General features: G+C 46.5%; 23 protein-coding genes and 1 other annotated feature (1 of these 24 running past the window's edge). All 23 genes read right to left on the bottom strand.

The window, feature by feature from the left end; all coding sequences use genetic code 11:
• Positions 1-101, bottom strand: a sequence feature (ribosomal protein L10 leader region) (it extends 28 nt beyond the left edge of the window).
• Positions 102-146: 45 nt separating this feature from the next.
• The 23 genes from rplA to H525_RS0105015 all read right to left on the bottom strand — a co-directional run bounded on the left by rplA (position 147) and on the right by H525_RS0105015 (position 20,893).
• Entirely contained in the window at positions 147-842 is a 696-nt protein-coding gene (gene rplA, locus H525_RS0105120) for a 50S ribosomal protein L1 (RefSeq protein ID WP_027415317.1), read from the bottom strand.
• A 120-nt stretch (positions 843-962) separates the two neighbouring features.
• Entirely contained in the window at positions 963-1,388 is a 426-nt protein-coding gene (gene rplK / locus H525_RS0105115; protein WP_027415316.1) for a 50S ribosomal protein L11, read from the bottom strand.
• 106 nt (positions 1,389-1,494) lie between these two features.
• A complete protein-coding gene (nusG, locus tag H525_RS0105110) occupies positions 1,495-2,028 on the bottom strand; it encodes a transcription termination/antitermination protein NusG (protein ID WP_027415315.1) in 534 nt (177 codons plus the stop codon).
• A 39-nt stretch (positions 2,029-2,067) separates the two neighbouring features.
• Positions 2,068-2,277, bottom strand: coding sequence for a preprotein translocase subunit SecE (gene secE / locus H525_RS0105105; protein WP_027415314.1), 210 nt, complete (start codon positions 2,275-2,277; stop codon positions 2,068-2,070).
• A 38-nt stretch (positions 2,278-2,315) separates the two neighbouring features.
• Complete coding sequence (rpmG, locus tag H525_RS26045) at positions 2,316-2,465, bottom strand: 50S ribosomal protein L33 (protein ID WP_081413237.1); 150 nt, start codon at positions 2,463-2,465, stop codon at positions 2,316-2,318.
• A gap of 710 nt (positions 2,466-3,175) precedes the next feature.
• Positions 3,176-3,814, bottom strand: a complete 639-nt coding sequence (gene sigH, locus H525_RS0105100; protein WP_027415313.1) for an RNA polymerase sporulation sigma factor SigH — start codon at positions 3,812-3,814, stop codon at positions 3,176-3,178.
• Between the two features lie 73 nt (positions 3,815-3,887).
• Positions 3,888-4,400: an NYN domain-containing protein gene (locus H525_RS0105095; RefSeq protein WP_027415312.1), complete on the bottom strand. Its 513-nt coding sequence runs from the start codon at positions 4,398-4,400 to the stop codon at positions 3,888-3,890.
• Between the two features lie 97 nt (positions 4,401-4,497).
• The gene (rlmB, locus tag H525_RS0105090; RefSeq protein WP_027415311.1) at positions 4,498-5,244 is read right to left on the bottom strand and encodes a 23S rRNA (guanosine(2251)-2'-O)-methyltransferase RlmB; all 747 of its coding nucleotides are present in this window, start codon (positions 5,242-5,244) and stop codon (positions 4,498-4,500) included.
• A 14-nt stretch (positions 5,245-5,258) separates the two neighbouring features.
• Positions 5,259-5,699, bottom strand: a complete 441-nt coding sequence (locus H525_RS0105085; protein WP_051330813.1) for a Mini-ribonuclease 3 — start codon at positions 5,697-5,699, stop codon at positions 5,259-5,261.
• 39 nt (positions 5,700-5,738) lie between these two features.
• Positions 5,739-7,151, bottom strand: coding sequence for a cysteine--tRNA ligase (gene cysS / locus H525_RS0105080; protein WP_027415309.1), 1,413 nt, complete (start codon positions 7,149-7,151; stop codon positions 5,739-5,741).
• A 17-nt stretch (positions 7,152-7,168) separates the two neighbouring features.
• Entirely contained in the window at positions 7,169-7,816 is a 648-nt protein-coding gene (cysE, locus tag H525_RS0105075) for a serine O-acetyltransferase (RefSeq protein WP_027415308.1), read from the bottom strand.
• Between the two features lie 382 nt (positions 7,817-8,198).
• The gene (gene gltX / locus H525_RS0105070) at positions 8,199-9,674 is read right to left on the bottom strand and encodes a glutamate--tRNA ligase (RefSeq protein ID WP_027415307.1); all 1,476 of its coding nucleotides are present in this window, start codon (positions 9,672-9,674) and stop codon (positions 8,199-8,201) included.
• A 136-nt stretch (positions 9,675-9,810) separates the two neighbouring features.
• On the bottom strand, positions 9,811-10,293 hold the full coding sequence (gene ispF / locus H525_RS0105065; RefSeq protein ID WP_027415306.1) for a 2-C-methyl-D-erythritol 2,4-cyclodiphosphate synthase: 483 nt from the start codon (positions 10,291-10,293) through the stop codon (positions 9,811-9,813).
• Between the two features lie 14 nt (positions 10,294-10,307).
• A complete protein-coding gene (gene ispD / locus H525_RS0105060; RefSeq protein ID WP_027415305.1) occupies positions 10,308-10,985 on the bottom strand; it encodes a 2-C-methyl-D-erythritol 4-phosphate cytidylyltransferase in 678 nt (225 codons plus the stop codon).
• A 42-nt stretch (positions 10,986-11,027) separates the two neighbouring features.
• A complete protein-coding gene (locus H525_RS0105055) occupies positions 11,028-12,125 on the bottom strand; it encodes a PIN/TRAM domain-containing protein (RefSeq protein WP_027415304.1) in 1,098 nt (365 codons plus the stop codon).
• Between the two features lie 111 nt (positions 12,126-12,236).
• On the bottom strand, positions 12,237-12,716 hold the full coding sequence (locus tag H525_RS0105050; protein WP_027415303.1) for a CarD family transcriptional regulator: 480 nt from the start codon (positions 12,714-12,716) through the stop codon (positions 12,237-12,239).
• A gap of 200 nt (positions 12,717-12,916) precedes the next feature.
• Positions 12,917-13,645: a CDP-diacylglycerol--serine O-phosphatidyltransferase gene (gene pssA, locus H525_RS0105045; protein ID WP_027415302.1), complete on the bottom strand. Its 729-nt coding sequence runs from the start codon at positions 13,643-13,645 to the stop codon at positions 12,917-12,919.
• A gap of 44 nt (positions 13,646-13,689) precedes the next feature.
• The gene (gene disA, locus H525_RS0105040) at positions 13,690-14,769 is read right to left on the bottom strand and encodes a DNA integrity scanning diadenylate cyclase DisA (protein WP_027415301.1); all 1,080 of its coding nucleotides are present in this window, start codon (positions 14,767-14,769) and stop codon (positions 13,690-13,692) included.
• Position 14,770: 1 nt separating this feature from the next.
• Positions 14,771-16,141 carry a DNA repair protein RadA gene (radA, locus tag H525_RS0105035; RefSeq protein ID WP_027415300.1) on the bottom strand — a complete coding sequence of 457 codons (1,371 nt, stop codon included), beginning with the start codon at positions 16,139-16,141 and terminating at the stop codon, positions 14,771-14,773.
• A gap of 178 nt (positions 16,142-16,319) precedes the next feature.
• The gene (locus H525_RS0105030; RefSeq protein ID WP_027415299.1) at positions 16,320-18,773 is read right to left on the bottom strand and encodes an ATP-dependent Clp protease ATP-binding subunit; all 2,454 of its coding nucleotides are present in this window, start codon (positions 18,771-18,773) and stop codon (positions 16,320-16,322) included.
• Between the two features lie 23 nt (positions 18,774-18,796).
• On the bottom strand, positions 18,797-19,867 hold the full coding sequence (gene mcsB / locus H525_RS0105025; protein WP_027415298.1) for a protein-arginine kinase McsB: 1,071 nt from the start codon (positions 19,865-19,867) through the stop codon (positions 18,797-18,799).
• A gap of 11 nt (positions 19,868-19,878) precedes the next feature.
• Positions 19,879-20,400 (bottom strand): protein-arginine kinase activator protein McsA, encoded by a 522-nt coding sequence (mcsA, locus tag H525_RS0105020; RefSeq protein ID WP_027415297.1) that lies wholly within the window; start codon positions 20,398-20,400, stop codon positions 19,879-19,881.
• A 34-nt stretch (positions 20,401-20,434) separates the two neighbouring features.
• Positions 20,435-20,893, bottom strand: coding sequence for a CtsR family transcriptional regulator (locus H525_RS0105015; RefSeq protein WP_027415296.1), 459 nt, complete (start codon positions 20,891-20,893; stop codon positions 20,435-20,437).
• Positions 20,894-20,922 lie beyond the last annotated feature (29 nt).

The raw sequence follows: 20,922 nt of genomic DNA, 5'->3' as shown, positions 1-20,922 counted from the left end.
TGCGAAGGCTTCAGAATTTATATCATTCAAGCACCTCGGAAGGAAATTAAGTTAGGCTCACACCTGACACCTTCTGTCTACGGTAACGGCATATTCTTTTATCAACAAGAAAAATTATATCATTTTAGAAAGCACAGGTCAACAAATTATTTTGCAACGCCGGCTACATTCACGCGAACACCAGGGCCCATCGTAGAGCTCACCGTAATGTTCTTCATGTACACACCTTTAGCAGCAGCAGGCTTCGCTTTAATAAGCGCATCAGTAATAGCGTTGAAGTTTTCCACGAGTTTCTCAACATCGAAAGAAACTTTACCGATTGGAGCGTGGATATTTCCTGCTTTATCAGTACGGTATTCGATTTTACCTGCTTTAATTTCATTGACAGCTTTTTCAACTTCAAAAGTTACCGTACCAGTCTTAGGGTTCGGCATTAAACCTTTAGGTCCGAGCACGCGGCCAAGACGTCCAACCGTACCCATCATATCCGGTGTAGCAACGACTACATCAAAATCAAACCAACCTTGTTGGATTTTATTGATGTATTCTTCATCACCTACATAGTCAGCACCGGCTGCTTCCGCTTCTTTGGCTTTATCGCCTTTTGCGAATACGAGCACGCGCTGCGTTTTCCCTGTTCCATTCGGAAGCACAACAGCTCCACGAATTTGCTGGTCGTTTTTACGAGGATCAACGCCCAGACGGAAAGCTACCTCAACAGTTTCATCAAACTTAGCTTTAGAAGCTTTCTTCACAAGTTCAAGTGCTTCATTTGCATCGTACAGAGCAGTACGGTCAACAAGCTTTGCAGCTTCTGCATAATTCTTACCTTTTTTAGCCACTTCTAACATCCTCCTCATTGTGGTAATAGCGGTTTTACCTCCCACGAAACAGGGTTGCGATACGGATAAAAAGCCGCAAACACAACCCCTTCGGTAGAACCTGTCTTATTCAGCAGGGAATTAGTCTTCGATTGTAATACCCATGCTGCGAGCTGTACCTTCAACCATGCGCATAGCAGACTCAACGTTTGCAGCATTTAGGTCAGGCATTTTAAGTTCAGCAATTTCACGAACTTTATCACGCTTAACAGTTGCAACTTTTGTTTTATTAGGAACACTCGAACCGGACTCAATACCTGCCGCTTTTTTAAGCAGAACAGCTGCCGGAGGAGTTTTAGTAATAAACGTAAAAGAACGGTCTTCAAATACCGTAATCTCAACAGGAATAATAAGACCGGCCTGTTCTTGCGTACGCGCATTGAATTCCTTACAAAAACCCATAATGTTTACGCCGGCTTGACCAAGCGCAGGACCAACCGGTGGTGCCGGGTTTGCTTTCCCTGCAGGGATTTGAAGTTTAACCATTTTAATTACTTTTTTCGCCATGTAATCCACCTCCTAAAAACGAACTAAAGAAAGAAAATCTTCTATGTTAAGAGAAACCTAAACAAATTTGAAAATACCATATGGGGAAAAGTATTTCAAGTCTATTTTATAATTTAGCCACCTGAGTGAAATCCAGCTCCACTGGCGTTTCTCTCCCAAACATATCAACAAGAACTTTAACTTTGCGCTTGTCTATCTGAATTTCTTCGATAGAGCCAACCATGTTGGCAAACGGCCCTTCTTTTACTTTGACCATTTCTTTCAGCACAAAGTCGACGCGGGGCGCACTGTCTTCCACACCCATTTGCTTCATAATCGAGGCAACTTCTTCAGGAAGCAGAGGCGTTGGCTTTGAGCCCGCACCTGCCGAACCAACAAATCCTGTTACACCTGGTGTATTCCGAACAACATACCATGAATCGTCCGTCATAGCCATTTCAACGAGGACATATCCCGGAAAAACCTTTTTCGTTACGACTTTTTTCTTGCCGTCACGCACTTCGGTCTCTTCCTCCGTCGGAATCATGACGCGGAAGATCTTATCTTCCATTCCCATCGATTCGACACGTTTTTCGAGGTTTGTTTTGACTTTATTCTCATAACCTGAATAAGTATGAACAACATACCAGTGTTTTTCCATGATTTGAGGACAAACAGGTGTCCTTAACCCCCCTAACGATTATTTCCCGATTTTAAACAAAAGACCTAACAATTGGGAAATACCTAAATCAATCACAGCGAAGAAGATTGCCAGTGCTGCAACCGTCACGATAACGACCAAAGTGTAAGAGATAAGCTCTTTACGCGTTGGCCAGGTGACTTTTTTCAATTCGGTTACGGCTTCTTTAAAGAAAGCCGGTCCGCGTTTGAGTTTTTCTATGAAACTCATAACGCACCCCCCATTACATTCAAGCTCATCAACTTAACCTAGCGAGTCTCGCGATGAAGAGTATGGTCGTTGCAGAATTTGCAATGCTTCTTCATCTCAATGCGGTCTGGATGCTTACGTTTATTTTTGTTTGTGGTATAGTTGCGTTGTTTGCACTCGGTGCACGCTAAAGTCACAATTACCCGCATGATGTTACACCTCCCACAGAATTAGACATGGCGTTATATCGCCGATCCTTTATAATAGCATCTAGTAAAACCGTGTTTATGACACGGCTACCTCCAATACTTTATCACAATGGAAATTTAGTGTCAAATAAAATCCGATGTCCAATTCTAACATTTACTACGTCCAAGCATCGCATGCTAAACATTGTTGCCCTTAAAAGGCTGCTTAATACGCGATAATGCACCCAATCCGTACAAGATTCATCAGAATCCGTTTATTTTTGCAGAGTTTTCTCTTGCAGAGAAGCCTTACCCGGCCGTGCTTCCCTTCCATCTGAGGCGGCCCGAAACATCTGGGTAGCTAGAAGATGCAGTCAGTCGGGCATAAAAGCACCTCCAAACTTCAGCGAAGCACTTGGTAGCGGAAAAAAAGTAAAAATAAAGGGATTTCAATGCATCTGCGAACGTCTTCCCTTCTTCCCTTCTTCCCTTCTTCTACTGCAACGTGTAGGCGTGGTCAACGTAGATTTTAGAGGTAGTCTGCAATGGAATGGGCCGATTTTATTTTTTGCTTTCTTCCCGTTACTCAGTGTAATGACAGTTTACCACCGACTCTGAAATTTACATTCAGGCTATGCCCATACGTTGCAGTAGCACATGAACGCGAACAGACGCAAAAGGTGCAAAAAAACAGGGCCATTGCCCTGTTATGTGAATAGAGAATCAATTTGTTATACCTGTGAAACTTCACGTACTTCCAGATAACGTTCAAGCTTTCTTTTTACACGCTGCAGCGCATTATCTATCGATTTCACATGACGGCTTAAATCGACAGCGATTTCCTGATAGGAACGACCATCGAGATAAAGCAAAAGAACCTGCTGTTCCAAATCGCTCAAAAGTTCACTCATTTTATCTTCGATGTCATCATATTCTTCCTGGTTAATGATAAGCTCCTCAGGATCCGTTGCACGTGTTCCACAGATAACATCCAGCAAAGTACGATCAGAATCTTCATCATAAATCGGCTTGTCCAGTGAAACATAGGAGTTCAGCGGAATATGCTTCTGCCTGGTCGCCGTTTTAATCGCTGTGATAATCTGACGAGTAATACACAATTCGGCAAATGCTTTGAAGGAAGCAAGCTTGTCTCCACGAAAATCCCGAATTGATTTATACAGGCCAATCATACCTTCCTGCACAATATCTTCACGGTCCGCACCAATTAAAAAATAAGATCTTGCCTTTGCCCGAACAAAGTTCTTGTACTTATTAATCAAGTATTCCAGTGCATCACTATCGCCCAAACGTATGAGGTCTACGATGTCTTCATCGTAAAGAATTTCAAATCGGTTATGGTCTGTGCTCAAACATCATCCCTCCGACCCGCGGCATGCAAGATAAAGACATTATACATTATGTAATCTTCCAACGTCAACCAAATCAATGTTCGCCTCGACGCCACTTTTCAAAGATTTTTTGCAAGTCTTCACTCAACACAAGCCTGCCGCCCGGAGATCCCTGCTTCGTTTCTTCTACTTTCTCACTGATATTCCGCCGGACCTGCTTTACATCATTCCACAGTTCACGGGCCGATTTACGCAGCGCCCCATAACCGAATGTAACCCTCTGCTCTGTATAATCCGACGTTGCCACATATATTTGCCGCTGGCGGTGGGATAACTCACGGACAAGGCGTTCAATCATTTCATCGGCGGTCTCTTTTTCCCGCGTATAGCGGATGTCGATTCCATACTGTTTGACCCTTTTTCCTACCCCCTTGACATTATATGCGTCAAAGATAACGATAATTCGTATTCCGGTATACCCCTGATAATCGGCAAGCATGGAAAGAAGCTCGTCACGTGCTTCCTCCAGGCTTTCTTCTTTCTTTTTCTGCAGCTTCGCCCAATCACCGATCACATTGTATCCGTCAACGATTAGTATTTCTTCCATTCCCCGTTCCCCTTTTTAGCGTGTAATAACGATATCCTTTCTTACACGCATACGTGCAACTAAGGCTATTGCCTGCGGCTTGTCAGTAGCCAAGTTTTTAGCGGGACAGGGGGTGACGCTGCCGGTATACTTCGTACATCAGCAAGGCCGCAGCCACAGAAGCGTTAAGGGATGTTACATGTCCCACCATAGGCAATTGGACAGTAAAATCACATTTTTCTTTGACCAGCCGACTCATGCCCTTTCCTTCACTGCCTATGACAAGGGCAATCCCCATATCCAATCTCGCCTCTCTGAACTCTTCTTTCCCCGAAGCGTCTGTGCCAACGACCCATATATTGCGTTCCTTCAAAAGGTCAATCGTCTGGGCAATATTCACGACACGGGCAACCGGGACATATTCAATCGCTCCCGCTGATGCTTTGGCAACGGTAGAAGTAAGGCCTGCGGAACGCCTCTTCGGTATGATTACACCGTGCACTCCGGTGGCGTCCGCTGTGCGAAGCACGGATCCCAGATTATGTGGGTCTTCGACTTCATCGAGTATGATCAGAAAAGGTGGTTCGCCAGCTTCCTCCGCCCTCCTCAGGAGATCTTCTATTTCTGCATATTGATGTGCAGCAATAAAAGCCAGAACCCCCTGGTGACTCTCACCCTCTGCCGCCTGGTCCAGCTTTTTGCGGGGAACGATTTGAACAGTGACACCCGCTTCTTTCGCCAGCACCATCACTTGCCCCGTCGTTCCCTTCTGCGAACCTTCCGCTATCCATATTTTATTAATCGGTCTTCCGGAGCGAAGCGCTTCAAGCACCGGATTCTTGCCTACAATGTATTCACTCATAATATAAACTCCTCATACTAGATGATGTTGTCCGGTTTGCCCGAAGGCTTTGCCGCTCCATGTTCTACCCATTCAAGCGCATAGGTCAGAATTTCATCCAAACGGGTCTCTTGCCCGGTCAGATAAAGCAGGCCGAGCAGCGCTTCGAATCCCGTACTCAATCGGTAGTCAGCGACCTCTGCATTTTTAGGCATGGTCGCTGACTTCGCATTCCGGCCCCTTCGGAGGACGGCCTGTTCTTCCTCACTTAATCTGTCCCATATTCCGTGGACGATAGAAGCCTGGGCCTTGGCCGAAACGTATCGCACAGCCATACGCTGCAGCTGGTTAGGTTTTACTTCCCCTGCTGCAATTAAATGCTGGCGAACCCGTAGCTCAAGAACCGCGTCTCCCATATAAGCTAGCGCCAATGAATTTAATTGGCGCGGATCCCTTTTTTGTTTATCCTGCTTCATCATATCCCCTGTTCATTCCCTATTTTCCCGGCAATTTTCCCCCTATTTACGATGCCAGCGTACGCCTTGGGGCGTATCCTCCAGCACAATCCCCATTTGCTGCAATTGATCCCTTATCTCATCAGCACGGGCAAAGTTTCGGTTTTTGCGCGCCTCTCCACGTTCTACTATTAACTTTTCAACATCTTCATCCGATGGGCCGCGGCCATTCTCTTCTGCTTCCCCAAAGGTAAATCCAAGCACACCGCCGAACTCGTCAAAAAGGGAGAGATACGCTTGAATCAGGGACCGCTTCACAGCAGGTGCCGTAAGGATTTGATTGGTTTCCCGCACCATATCGAACAGCACGGTAATTCCATCAGCCGTATTAAAGTCATTATCCATCTCTTCAATAAACGTTTGACGGAACCGCTCCAAAATTTGCCGCTCTTCCGCAGTCATTTCCCCGTCAACCGCGGTCTCTTTCCGGTGCTTCAAATTGCGAACCGCATTATCGATGCGGGTAATGCTGTTCACTGCCTGTTGGATGAGTTCTTTGCTGAAGTTAATCGGGTTGCGATAATGTGCGCTGAGCATAAAGAAACGCAGAGCCCGCGGAGAATACTCATCTCTCAGTTCTTTAACAAGCACAAAGTTTCCAAGCGATTTAGACATTTTTTCATTATCAATATTAATATACCCATTATGCATCCAGTATCTAGCCATCGGATGGCCGGTTAAACATTCTGACTGGGCAATTTCATTTTCATGGTGCGGGAAGGCAAGGTCATGTCCTCCACCGTGAATATCAAATGTTTCACCAAGATACTTAAGGGACATCGCTGAGCACTCGATATGCCACCCGGGTCTTCCCTTTCCCCACGGGCTTTCCCAGAAAATTTCCCCGGGCTTCGCCTGCTTCCAGAGCACAAAATCAAGCGGATCATCCTTTTTTTCGTTCACTTCAATGCGCGCTCCCGCTTTCAGGTCGGCAATGTGTTGGTGGGAAAGCTTGCCGTATTCCGGGAAAGAAGCGGTCCGAAAATATACGTCTCCCCCGGCTGCGTAAGCATGCCCCTTCTCAATCAACCCCTCGATAAATGCGATGATTTCCGGCATATGATCCGTTACTTTCGGATGGACGTTCGCCTGCAGTACACCAAGCGCGCGCACATCCTCTTCATACGCTTTGATAAAGCGCTGCGCTACCTCAGGGACGGTTTCCCCTGTCTCTGCCGCCTTTTTGATTAATTTGTCATCGACGTCGGTAAAATTCTGAATATACGTGACGTCATAGCCACGGTACGTTAAATATCTGCGCACGACATCAAATATAATCGCCGGACGGCCGTTTCCAATGTGAATGTAGTTATAAACGGTAGGACCGCAAACGTACATTTTAATTTTTCCCGGTTCAAGCGGAATAAGCTCTTCTTTTTTTCCGGATAGCGTATTATATATTCTTATCTTACTCATAAAATATCCTTTCTCCTTTACTCTCCTTTACTCTCCTTTAAATCCTTAATCTCCTGCCGAAGTTCATCAATTTCGCGCTGCATTGCCCGCATCATTTCAGCAATCGGATCAGGCAGGTTTACCTGGTCAAAATCCTGCTGTACCCTTACCCCGTCCTGAATAATAATCCGGCCCTTCATGCCCACAACCGTTGAATTTGGAGGAACTTCCTGCAGCACAATAGCCCCTGCTCCAATTTTTGAATTATCTCCAATCTTCATAGAACCGAGCACCTTGGCACCAGAAGCGATAAGAACATTATTCCCAATCGTCGGATGCCGCTTTCCTTTTTCTTTCCCGGTTCCTCCCAGCGTAACTCCCTGGTACAAGGTCACATTATCACCAATTTCACACGTTTCCCCAATGACAACCCCCATGCCGTGGTCAATAAATAACCCCTTGCCAATTCTGGCGCCGGGATGAATTTCAATTCCGGTAAAAAATCTTCCTATCTGTGAGACAATGCGTGCAAGCGTAAAAATCTTCTTTTCCCACAGCTTATGGCTGATACGATAAAACCAGATAGCATGAAGTCCGGAATAGGTCAAAATCACTTCAAGTGTACTTCTGGCTGCCGGGTCTCGTTCAAATATACACCGGATATCCTGGCGTATGTTTTTGAACATAGGATGTTACCCCCTTTCCGTCTTTTCACTGATCAAAACTTGGCTAGCGCCTGAGAGGCGCATGCGGTAACCTTTGTCTACTAAAAAACGCCCCCATAGCCAATGAAGGCTACAGAGGCGTACAATTACGCGGTTCCACTCTGAATCCATCACATGCAACTCTGCTTTCAACGGCCTGCTGTAAGCAGGAGCTATTTCGCGATGTTCTCGAATCCCTTAACGCGGGAAACGGGACCTCCTACTGCTCATGTTCAAAGGTCCGGCCAACGGAGGCATTTCCGGGAAAGATCGGCAGGCCACTTCCAGCCACTGCTTATGCAGCGATAGCCCTCTCTGTGCTTTTCTACTTCCCGTACTTCTTCCGTTCAATGCTGTTCAATATTTAAACAAATTGCTTATGGTTATCCGCTACATTCAGCACACGCGCAGCAACCTTGTCACGGCCCAGCAAGTAAAGCGACGTAGCAAGATCCGGCCCATGGGTTACACCGGTAGCAGCCACACGAACAGGCATAAATAATTTCTTTCCTTTATGCCCGGTTGCTTTCTGCACATTTTTCAACGCTTGTTTAATGAAGTCCGGTGTGTAGTCGTCTCCGTTCACGATTTCTTCATGGAAGGCTCTCATCACCTCGGGCACCTGTTCTTCCGCCAGGACTTGCTTCGCTTCTTCATTATATTCCAGTTCATTCGTGAAGAAAAGAGAAGCGAGATTCACGATTTGTGCGGCGTATGCCATCTGCTCCTGATAAAGTGCGATCACTTGTTCAGCCCACGCGCGCTGTTCAGGTGAAAGCTGTTCCGGAAGCTGCCCGGCTTTTTGCATATGCGGGAGGGCCAGGTCGACAATCCGTTCCAGCGGCGCCAGCTTCATGTAATGGTTGTTCATCCAATTGAGCTTTTCAATATCAAATACGGAAGGTGATTTTGACACGCGATCCAATGTGAAACGCTTAATCAGCTCCTCCATCGTGAAAATTTCTTCTTCCCCTTCAGGCGACCATCCAAGCAGAGCGAGAAAATTCACTAGAGCTTCCGGCAGATAGCCAAGTTCACGGTATTGTTCCACAAATTGGATAATCGACTCGTCACGTTTGCTCATCTTCTGGCGGTCAGGATTCAGAATAAGGGATACATGGGCAAAATCCGGCGTTTCCCAGCCAAACGCATCATATATCATCAGTTGTCTGGGCGTGTTGGAAAGGTGTTCCTCCCCCCGGATAACATGGCTGATTTTCATCAGGTAATCGTCGATCGTAACAGCAAAATTATAGGTTGGGATTCCGTCAGGTCGGGCAATGACGAAGTCGCCGATCCCGTTCGAGTCAAATGTCACTTCCCCACGGATATGGTCATGAACAACAAATTCTTTATTTTCCGGGACGCGGAACCGAATGGAGGATGTGCGGCCTTCTGCCTTAAAGGTGGAAATCTGCTCCGAAGTCAGGCAACGGCACTTTCCCGAATAACGCGGCATTTCACCGCGGGCTTTTTGCGCTTCCCGTTCCTCGTTCAACTCATCCTCCGTACAATAGCAATGGTAAGCTTTTCCTTCCTCCAATAGCTTATTCAGGTACTCCGTATAAATTTCCAGGCGATCCATGGAACGATAAGGGCCATATTGGCCTTCTTTATCGATACTTTCATCCCATTCCGTACCGATCCAGCGCATGCTTTCGATAAGTTTCGCTTCCGCATCCTCCACATTTCTCTTGCGATCCGTATCTTCAATGCGAATGATAAACTTCCCGCCATGATGACGAGCGAAAAAATAGTTGAAGAGTGCGGAGCGAGCACCACCAATATGTAAATGTCCGGTCGGGCTGGGTGCAAACCGGACGCGTACTTCTTTCGACATGACTGCCACCGTCCTTTGCTGTGTTCTATCTTTTATTCAGCGTATAAGAAAGTATAACTTTCTTATACGCATAAGTGCGACTAAGGCTATCGCCGCGCCTTCGGCTTGGCGCTAACCAAGTTTTCTTTAGAGTTTATTATAGTCCTTCTTTTTGCAACAATACAACCGCCATTGCGGCAATTCCTTCCCCACGTCCGGCAAATCCCAAGGTTTCTGTCGTCGTTGCTTTAATATTAATGCGTTCCACTTCAGCCTCAAGGCAGTCAGCGAGAACGGTTCGCATCCGGTCGATATAGGGCGCCATCTTCGGTTTCTGTGCAATAATGGTCGCATCCGCATTGCCAAGTAAGTAGCCTTTTTCCTTGATAAGCTTCCATACCTCTTTCAACAGCACCTGGCTGTCGGCATCTTTAAAAGTGGCATCCGTATCAGGAAAATGCTTTCCAATATCGCCGAGCCCCAATGCACCGAGTACGGCATCCGTTACCGCATGCAGGAGGACATCTGCATCCGAATGTCCCAGAAGCCCCTTCTCGTACGGGATACTGACCCCGCCAACGATTAATTCGCGTCCCTCCACCAGCTGGTGAACATCAAAACCTTGTCCCACTCGTATCATTCGCGTATTTCTCCTTATCTCATTCTCTGTTTCAGAATGACCTCCCCGAACAGCAAGTCCTCCGGAGTCGTTAGCTTAATGTTCGTATATTCTCCTTCTACGATAAAAACAGTTTTCCCGGTGCGCTCAACGAGCGAGGCATCATCCGTGCCGATAAACCCGTCTCTTCTCGCCCGCTCATGTGCTTCCCTGATAACAGAAAGATGAAAAGCTTGTGGCGTTTGAACAGCCCACAAGCTCTTTCGCGGGGGTGTAGAAAGGATAACCCCATGCTCACCTACCTGCTTGATCGTATCTTTTACAGGGACAGCGAGAGTGGCCGCCCCTGTGTCTTTCATTACACGAATAAGTTTTTTAAGTGTACCACGGGATACAAAGGGGCGTGCGCCATCGTGAATAAGAACATAATCAGAATGACGAAGAGCGTCCAGGCCTAAACGGACACTGTCCTGCCGCTCTGCCCCTCCCGTTATAACTCGGACACCGGGATAAGGCAGAAGCAGTACGCGTGTTTGTTCAATATCTTCTGCAGAGGTGACGACAATCGTTTCGCTCACTTCAGTTAATCCTGCAAATATATCAAGCGTATGCAAAAGCACCGCTTTTCCTTCAACTTCAATAAATTGCTTTTTTACAGTGCCGCCCATTCTCTTTCCCTGTCCGGCAGCCGCAATGACCACTCCGATTTGCATGCTGTATCCACTCACCTATTCTTATCCGTTCTTACAGAAAAGTTACAGAGCTTTCTCCATGAGTTTCGGTTTGGCAAAGATCATTCGCCCCGCGGATGTTTGCAATACACTCGTCACAATGACATCAATATATGAACCAATGTATTCCCGGCCGCCTTCTACGACAATCATGGTTCCATCGTCCAGATAAGCTACGCCTTGACCGTTCTCTTTACCATCCTTAATAACCTGTACGTGAAGAACTTCACCCGGTAAAACAACAGGCTTAACAGCATTGGCTAAATCGTTAATATTGAGAACAGAAACTCCCTGCAATTCACATACTTTGTTTAAGTTAAAGTCATTGGTGACAACTTTGCCCTTCATTACTTTGGCCAGCTTGACAAGCTTGCTGTCAACTTCGCTTATATCTTCAAAGTCCTGCTCCGTAATGATGACTTTCACGTTAAGTTCTTTCTGGATTTTATTCAGGATATCCAGGCCGCGCCGCCCGCGGTTGCGTTTCAGGGCATCAGATGAGTCTGCAATATGCTGCAATTCTTCCAGAACGAATTCCGGGATAACAAGCGCGCCTTCGATAAAGCCGGTTTTGCAAATGTCCGCAATCCGGCCATCAATGATCACGCTCGTATCAAGAATTTTATACTCAACATTGCTTGCTGACCCTTGTTTTTCTTCTTTCTTTTTCTCCCTGTTTAATCGCCCAATAGAAAAAACAGACATGATCTCATCACGTTTTTTGAGCGCCACCTGAAAACCAAAATATCCGCATAGCACAGAAATAAATAACGGCAGCAGTTTCGCAACGATTGGTATCGGGATGTTCGTAATAGGGAGGAAAAGTAAAAATGCAACAATAAGTCCGATAATTAACCCCATTGACCCAAATAAAATATCCGTAATTGGAAGTTTGGTAAGTGTTTCTTCACTGCGGCGTATGGTAGTAACAAGATAATCGGTCGGCCATGCGGTAATGAGGAATAGAACCACCGCCCCAACAATGGCTCCAATATACTCGTCGCCCGGCACTTTTCCAAAATTAAGCGAAGAACCAAGCATGTGAAATACATTTGGGCCGAACTGAAACCCAAGCCCGCCACCGACTAACAGAAAGAATAACTGTACAATTCTTTTTAACATACATTCACCTCCTTTACCTCATTATAGTCATATCTACCAATTAAAAATCGATTTTAATCAAAAAATAATAAAAAAAAAAGCTTCTCTTAGAGAAGCTCCTCTTCTTCCTCTCTAGCTATTAACAACTTCATCTAGCAAATGGGTGGCTTGTTCTTGATCAATCTCTTTCACAAGAACCAGCTCGCTAATTAAAATTTGCCGGGCATTATCCAACATTTTACGTTCGCCTGTTGAAAGCCCCTTCTCCCTCTCTCTTCGCATCAAATCACGAACAACGCGGGCCACTTCATAGATGTCGCCCGTCTTCATTTTGTCCATATTTTTACGAAAGCGACGGTTCCAGCTAATCGATAAATCGGTTTCTTCTTCACTCAAAATCGTTAATACCGTTTCAAGCGCTTCAAGGTCGATCACTTCGCGTATGCCGAGGTTCGACACTTTCTGGAGCGGAATCATGACCTGCATATTCCCTACCGGCATCTTCATTACATAATACTGCTGTTTTTCTCCAAGGACTTCTCTTTCTTCAATGGCTTCAATAACACCTGCACCGTGCATCGGATAAACAATCTTGTCGCCAATTCGAAACAACAAATCCACCCCCAACAGAGTATCCTTTCCAAATATATCATAAAATCTACCTTGTTGTCAACAATTAAGTTTAATATAATATCATAAACAAAATAAAGATGTCAACAATATCGTTAAAAAAACGTTCTAGCATACTCACGCCGCAGATCATGAAAAGGCATAGCCCGCAACCACGACAAAAGTGGTACAGGCTATGCCTTTTATGATTTCATAAATTCTTCATCCGCGTTCCGCTGCGCGCGTTTCCGCAGAAAACGCTCTGTGTTTTTTTTAAGGCCGTAAAAAGCATAGAATACAAGAGGGACAAATACTATCATCGGCACTTGAGCCGGGAATTTCATCACAAATACAGCAACAACAGCAATAATAATCGGTGTCACCCAGTAGGCTGAACGTGGAATCCCTACTTTTTTGAAATTAGGATATTTAATATTGCTGACCATGAGATAGGAAAGTCCAATCATCCCTATAATTAAATAAATGGCATGAAACGTATGGTGATAAAGTGCAAGTGTCGCAAGCACCCCGCCTGCCGCTGTAATGGGCAGACCAACAAAATAACCGGTATTTCCGCTTTTTGTTGAGTTAAACCGGGCCAGGCGAAGAGCTCCGCAAATTGGGAACAAGCCTGTTAGCGCAATCCCGATCCAGCCGATTTCCTGCAACAAAACCACGTACATAATTAAAGCCGGTGCTACGCCAAACGTTACGACGTCGGACAGCGAATCAAGCTCTTTACCGAAATCGCTCTGCACGTTGAGCATGCGGGCTAAGCGGCCATCCAATCCGTCCAGAACCATCCCAATGATGACCATGATAGCAGCATAGTTAATGTAAAGTGAATCACCATTAAAAGCTAACATCATCGCAACTATGCCTAGAAAAAGGTTTCCTAAAGTAAATACATTAGGAATTTGTTTAAATAACATACGTCCTTATACCCCCAATCCGAACCACCTTATTGTATTCTGAATTAAATGTGTCTGTCAATAAACACCTGTTCCTGGATCCTTTTCAGCCCTTCTTTAATGGCACGCGCCCGAACCTCGCCGATGCCTTCCACCTCATCTAATTCTTCAATAGTCGCCATCATCACCTGTGGAAGGGAAGAAAACTGTTCGATAAGATTCGTCACAATCGAACCCGGCAAACGCGGAATTTTACTCAGGATACGATAACCGCGCGGGAAAACAGGTTCATCACTTAAACCGGCATTTCCCGTATAGCCTAAAATTTTCAAGAGATGAAGCGGCTCAAGCAATTCATCTGCCGAAAGCTTATGCAACTGAGCGAGAACGGCCTCCGGATCGGTTTCATCCCCATCCTTGCAGTAGTCTTTAATTAGCAAATACGCATCGTCCTCAACGTTGGAAACGAGCTCTTCCAGCTGCATACTAATTAGTCGGCCTTCTGTCCCCAGTTCATTTATATATTTAATAATTTCTGCCTTTATGCGCAGCACCATTTCAATCCGCTGAACGACCATCGCCACTTCGTAGAGAGTGACTAATTCCTCGAATTCCAGCGCTCCCAGATTGGTCAGAGCCTGGTCGAGAACGGATTTATACTTTTCGAGCGTCTGAATCGCTTGATTAGCCTTAGTGAGAATCACCCCGATATCTTTTAGCGAATACCGGTAAGGACCCCGGTAAAGAGTGATCACGTTTCGCCGTTGAGAAATCGAGATCACCAGCTGCCCTGTTTGTCTCGCTACGCGTTCCGCCGTACGATGCCTGATCCCGGTTTCCGTAGAAGGAATGGAGGAATCAGGGATCAACTGGGTATTGGCAAATAGTATTTTTTTAACATCGTCACTTAGAATAATCGCCCCGTCCATTTTGGCCAGTTCATAAAGATGAGCCGGTGTAAGCTCGCAATTAATAGAAAATCCGCCGTCAACAATCGTTTGAATCAGAGGAGAATTCCCTACTACAATGAGGGCTCCTGTTTTAGCGCGCAGCACATTCTCCAGCCCCTCGCGCAGTGGCGTTCCCGGAGAGACCATGCGGAGAACCTCAGCAATAAATTGTTCGCGTTTATTGTCCGTTACCATGTTATCCCCCCAACGTTTCCCGCAGTGCATCAGACACCGTGTGTATACTAACAATCTCTACACCTTCCGGATACTCCCAGCCTACAGCATTTTTTGCCGGAATAATCACCCGTTTAAACCCAAGTTTTTGCGCTTCTTTCACCCGCTGTTCGATGCGGGACACTCCTCTTACTTCACCCGTCAGACCAACTTCCCCAATCACCACGTCATACGGCCGGGTCTGCCGGTCACGAAAACTGGATGCCAGGCTGACAGCTATCGCCAGATCTATCGCCGGTTCATCCAGGCGCACCCCCCCTGCGACGTTAACATAAGCATCCTGATTCTGCAAAAGCAGCCCGACCCTTTTTTCCAGTACGGCCATAATCATGGAAATTCGATTATAGTCCACCCCGGTTGCCATTCTTCGGGGAGTTGCGAACCCGGTTGGCGTCACCAGCGCCTGCAGTTCAACAAGTACGGGCCTTGTGCCCTCCATGCTTGCCACTACAGTGGATCCTGCAACACCCAGCGAACGTTCAGACAGGAACATCTCGGAAGGGTTGCTAACTTCGACAAGGCCTTTCTCGGCCATTTCAAAAATTCCAATCTCATTCGTGGAACCAAAACGGTTTTTAACCGCACGCAAAATGCGGTATGTGTTGTGCCGCTCGCCTTCAAAATACAGAACAGAATCCACCATATGCTCTAAAAGCCGCGGGCCCGCAATCGCGCCCTGCTTCGTAACATGACCGACAATCATAATCGCAATGTCTTTTGTCTTGGCAAGTTTCATTAGATGGGCCGTACATTCACGGACCTGCGCCACGCTGCCCGGAGCAGATGTAATGTCAGGATAAAAAATAGTCTGAATAGAATCAATAATAACAACCGATGGCATCAGCTCTACTATTTGCTGTTCCAGAAGGAAAAGGTCGGTTTCCGCCAGCACAAACAAATTTTCACTTTCGGCGCCAAGCCTTTCCGCACGAAGTTTAATCTGTTTTGCCGATTCTTCCCCTGATATATAGAGTACCTTGATTCCGTTACCGGCTAACTGCTGTGAGGTCTGAAGAAGGAGCGTAGATTTCCCGATTCCAGGGTCACCGCCCACAAGCACAAGTGAACCGGGTACAACCCCGCCCCCAAGCACACGGTTTAATTCACTCATGTTCGTATCGAGCCGGGGCTCTTCCTCGCTGATAATCCGGGTTATAGGGGCAGGACGCAAAGAAGATGCCGATATCGTACGCATTCCCGGACTTTTCTTATCTTTATCCTCCAGTTCCTCAACGAGCGTATTCCAGCTTCCGCATCCGGGACACTTCCCCATCCATTTTGGTGATTCGTATCCACATTCTTGACATACATATTTTGATTTATATTTCGCCATTCCTACATTTTTCCCTTCCTACCCCGGCCAAAGCCATTTTACTTGTAATTTCTAGGGTGCCGCTTGAAAATCCTGCTAGCGGCAATTTCTTGAGCATAGTTAAGCATAGTAAAGAAGGCTCCCCTGAGGAGAAAGCCTTAGGAGGAGCCTTGTGTGTGTATTTCTATTATACACAATTTTATGCGTTAGGAGATACCGATTCTTTTTCAACCTTTTGGACCGTCAGCTTACCATCCGCCGCATCAATTTTTACCATATCGCCTTTTTGGATATTGCCCATTAATAGCTCTTCAGACAAACGATCCTCGATATGACGCTGGATCGCCCTGCGAAGCGGACGAGCGCCGTAAGCCGGATCAAAGCCTTCTTTTGCGAGATACTTCTTCGCTTCATCGGTCAGTACAAAGTCGATCTCCTGCTCATTCAGGCGTTTGCGGAGTTGTTCAGTCATGAGCAGCACAATTTCGGAAATGTGCGTTTCCTCAAGCGAATGGAATACGATGAGTTCATCGATCCGGTTGATGAATTCCGGGCGGAAGCTGCGCTTTAATTCGCCCAGAACACGGCTCTTCATATCTTCATAATCTTTGCTTGTGTTAGGCGTTGTAAACCCAAGCGAGGAATTCTTTTTAATCATCTCAGCCCCTACGTTTGAGGTCATGATGATAACCGTATTGCGGAAATCCACTGTGCGGCCTTTCGAATCAGTCAGACGCCCGTCTTCAAGAACCTGCAGCAGGATATTGAAGACTTCCGGATGCGCCTTCTCAATTTCATCAAGCAAAATAACCGAATAAGGCTTCCGGCGCACTTTTTCCGTTAATTGCCCTCCTTCATCAAAGCCGACATATCCCGGAGGTGCACCGACAAGACGGGATGTTGAATGTTTTTCCATATACTCAGACATGTCAATTCGGATCATCGCATCTTCCGCGCCGAATAACGCTTCGGCAATCGCGCGGGCAAGCTCCGTCTTACCCACACCAGTAGGACCAAGGAAAATGAAGGAACCTATCGGGCGTTTCGGGTCTTTCAGGCCAGCGCGGGCCCGGCGAACGGCACGGGAAATCGATTTAACTGCATCTTCCTGGCCAATAACGCGATTATGCAGAATTTCTTCCATCTTTAACAAGCGCTCGGTTTCTTCTTCTTTCAGCTTGACGACAGGAATACCCGTCCAGTTGGCCACAACAGAGGCGATATCTTCGGGTGTTACTTCCGAATCCGTTTGTCCCTGTTTCTCCTGCCATTCGTTTTTCGTTCTCTCCAGTTCTTCACGCAGCTTCTGCTCCTTATCGCGCAGGGAAGCTGCCTTCTCGAATTCCTGGCTCTGTACAGAAGCATCTTTTTCTTTGCGCACTTCTTCCAGACGCTGTTCTAATTCTTTAAGATTTGGCGGAATCGTATATGATTGAAGGCGCACTTTCGATGCCGCCTCATCAATGAGGTCAATCGCCTTATCAGGCAGGTAGCGGTCGGTAATATAACGATCCGATAAGCGAACCGCTTGTTCAACCGCTTCATCGGTAATTTTTACCCGGTGGTGGGCTTCATAACGGTCGCGCAGTCCAAATAAAATTTGAATAGCCTCTTCCGGTGACGGTTCATTAACTTGAATCGGCTGGAAACGGCGCTCAAGCGCAGCGTCTTTTTCGATATATTTGCGGTATTCATCGAGCGTTGTCGCACCGATACACTGAAGCTCACCACGAGCAAGAGAAGGTTTCAAAATATTGGAGGCGTCGATGGCACCTTCTGCGCCACCCGCTCCAATCAGCGTATGAAGTTCGTCGATAAATAGGATGATGTTTCCCGCCTGGCGAATTTCATCCATAATTTTTTTCAACCGATCCTCGAATTCACCACGATATTTCGTACCGGCTACTACCGTCCCCATATCGAGGGTCATGACGCGCTTATTACGCAGAGTTTCAGGAATTTCATTATTAATGATGCGTTGGGCCAATCCTTCTGCAATCGCTGTTTTACCTACACCCGGTTCCCCGATAAGAACAGGGTTATTTTTCGTACGCCGGCTCAAAACCTGGATAACACGTTCAATTTCTTTTGCCCGGCCGATAACCGGGTCAAGGCCTCCTTCACGAGCCACGGCCGTTAAATCACGGGCAAGGCTGTCAAGCGTAGGCGTGTTAGCGGCAGGATTCGCCGCGCTTTGCTGGTGGGAAGACATCGCTTCACTGCTGCCGAGAAGCTGAAGCACTTGCTGGCGGGCTTTATTCAGGCTTACGCCAAGATTATTCAGCACGCGAGCCGCCACACCTTCCCCTTCCCGAATCAGACCTAACAGGATGTGTTCGGTACCGACATACGTATGGCCAAGTTTTCTTGCCTCATCCATCGAGAGTTCAATGACTTTTTTTGCTCGCGGGGTATAGTTAATATTGCTCGGCTGCTCCCCGCCGCGTCCGATTAGTGATTCTACCTCCCCTTGAATCTTGTCTAATCCTAGCCCCAGCGCCTGCAGCGCTTTAGCGGCAATTCCGTCCCCTTCACGAATGAGGCCGAGAAGAATATGCTCCGTTCCGATGTTTTTGTGTCCCAGACGGACAGCTTCTTCCTGGGCGAGGGCTAAAACTTTCTGTGCTCTTTCCGTAAAACGACCAAACATCATAATATAAACACCTCCATAAGTAATTAAGAGTTCTTGGATACTTGCAATCGTTCACGAATTAAACGGGCGCGCCGTTCATCCCGTGAATCCGGTGTCAGCTGCTGCCCTGCGTACTGCTGCAGGAAACCCGGCTGGGTCATAATCATTAATTCATTAATCACACTGGCTTCGATTCCCTTTACGATGTCAAGGTCGATGCCAAGTCTTACGTCAGATAATTTCTGCGCCGCTTCCTTGGATTCAATAATCCGGGCATTCGTCAGTACACCATAGGCGCGGCAGAGGCGGTCTTCAAGCTGAAGCCGGTTATTTTCAAGCAGGAGGGTACGTGCTGCTCTTTCCTGCTCGATAATTTGTCTCGCTACGCTGTATAAGTTGGCAACAATTTCATTCTCTGATTGACCGAGCGTAATCTGATTTGAAATCTGAAATAAGTTTCCGGTCGCTTCGCTGCCTTCCCCGTATAGGCCCCTTACCACTAACCCGACATGCGTAATCGCAGATAAAATCCGATTAATCTGTTGGGTCATGACCAGTGCGGGAAGGTGCATCATCACAGAAGCGCGAATGCCGGTTCCCACATTGGTCGGGCAGCTGGTAAGAAAACCCCGCTGTTCATGAAAGGCATAATCGAGATGCCTTTCAAAAGCATCGTCTATGGTGTTGGCAATGCTCCATGCTTCCTTTAATTGAAGGCCGGGAAACAGGCATTGAATCCGAATATGGTCTTCTTCATTAATCATGATGCTAATTTCTTCATTCGTACTAACGACCGCTGCACCTTTGCGGGATTCGCCAGCCAAATTCGGGCTGATAAGATGTTTCTCAACAAGCACGCGCTTTTGCAGAGAAGTAAGGTCATCCATTCTTATCATTTCGAACGGACCAAGTTCCTGAAAGGTTTCATCCTCCATCGCCTGCTGCACTTTCTGTATCACCTGTTCGGATTGCGAATCCGTCGCAAGCATCGGGAATGGGTGTTCCTGCAAATTCCGGGCCAAGCGGACACGGCTGCTAATTACGATATCGGCATCCCCCCCCCCTCCATTCATCCATTCACTAACCGGATTGGAAATAAATCGTTGGAAAGACATTGCACTCCCTCCTACAATTCTGCTATTTTCTGCTCCAACTCGCGAATGCGATCGCGAATGGTAGCCGCTTCTTCAAACTTCTCGTGTTCAATACACCGCTGCAGGTTTCTTTTCAGGTCTTCCAGTTCTTTTTTCAACTTAATACTGCCCCCGGAACGCTCCGGTACTTTCCCGCTATGGCGTGTATTACCATGTATGCGCCTAAACAGCGGATCAAGTTTTTCTTCAAACGCCCGGTAGCAATTACTGCAGCCAAAACGCCCGCTTTTGCTGAATTGGGAATAAGTTAACCCACACGTATCACAGTGCAAAGGATTTTGCTCTTTCACCTCAACTGGACTGGTCGGTTCATGATTATTCAGCATCAAGCCGGATAATAAATTGTGTATGGAGAAATTATTCATAGCACCCGGAAACATTTCGCCTTTCTCCTGTGCGCATACTTCACAAAGGTGAGATTCTGTTTTCTCTCCATTAATAATCTTTGTAAAGTGAAGGGTGGCCGGCCGTTTATGGCATTCCTGGCAGATCATCACAAATCTCCTCCTGACACTTTATAGTTCCAGGCTAAAAAATAAATAGCGCTGTAAGCATGGTTTTTAAGATTTCCGCACGATAAAAGTCACGGTTCGCCAGAGGGATATTGGCCAGAATTCTTCCTGTAGCGGCTCTCATCAGCCTCATTTCACGCTGATTGATCAACCCTTCTTCCATCATGCGTTCAATTATATTTTCACATACAGTGGATGAAATACACTCTCCTATACTTTCCATTAACTTGTGATAAAAGTTCTCTTTGTCAAGAATCCCAACTTTGCGTATTCGGATGTACCCACCGCCACCCCGTTTACTTTCAACCAGGTATCCTTTTTCCACAGTAAAACGGGTGCTAATGACATAGTTGATTTGCGACGGAACACATCTGAATTTGTCTGCTAATTCACTACGCTGAATTTCAACCGCACCATTGCTCTGTAGTAAAATCCTCTTAAGATGCTCTTCAATGATGTCGGATACGTTCCTCATCCAGGCACCTCCTTCATAGCCGAGTCTGG

It is taken from the genome of Aneurinibacillus terranovensis DSM 18919, assembly GCF_000430625.1.
In the GTDB taxonomy this organism is placed as follows: Bacteria; Bacillota; Bacilli; order Aneurinibacillales; family Aneurinibacillaceae; genus Aneurinibacillus_B; species Aneurinibacillus_B terranovensis.
Note: the sequence above shows the minus strand (reverse complement) of the source record. Positions and strands in the feature narration are given on the sequence as shown.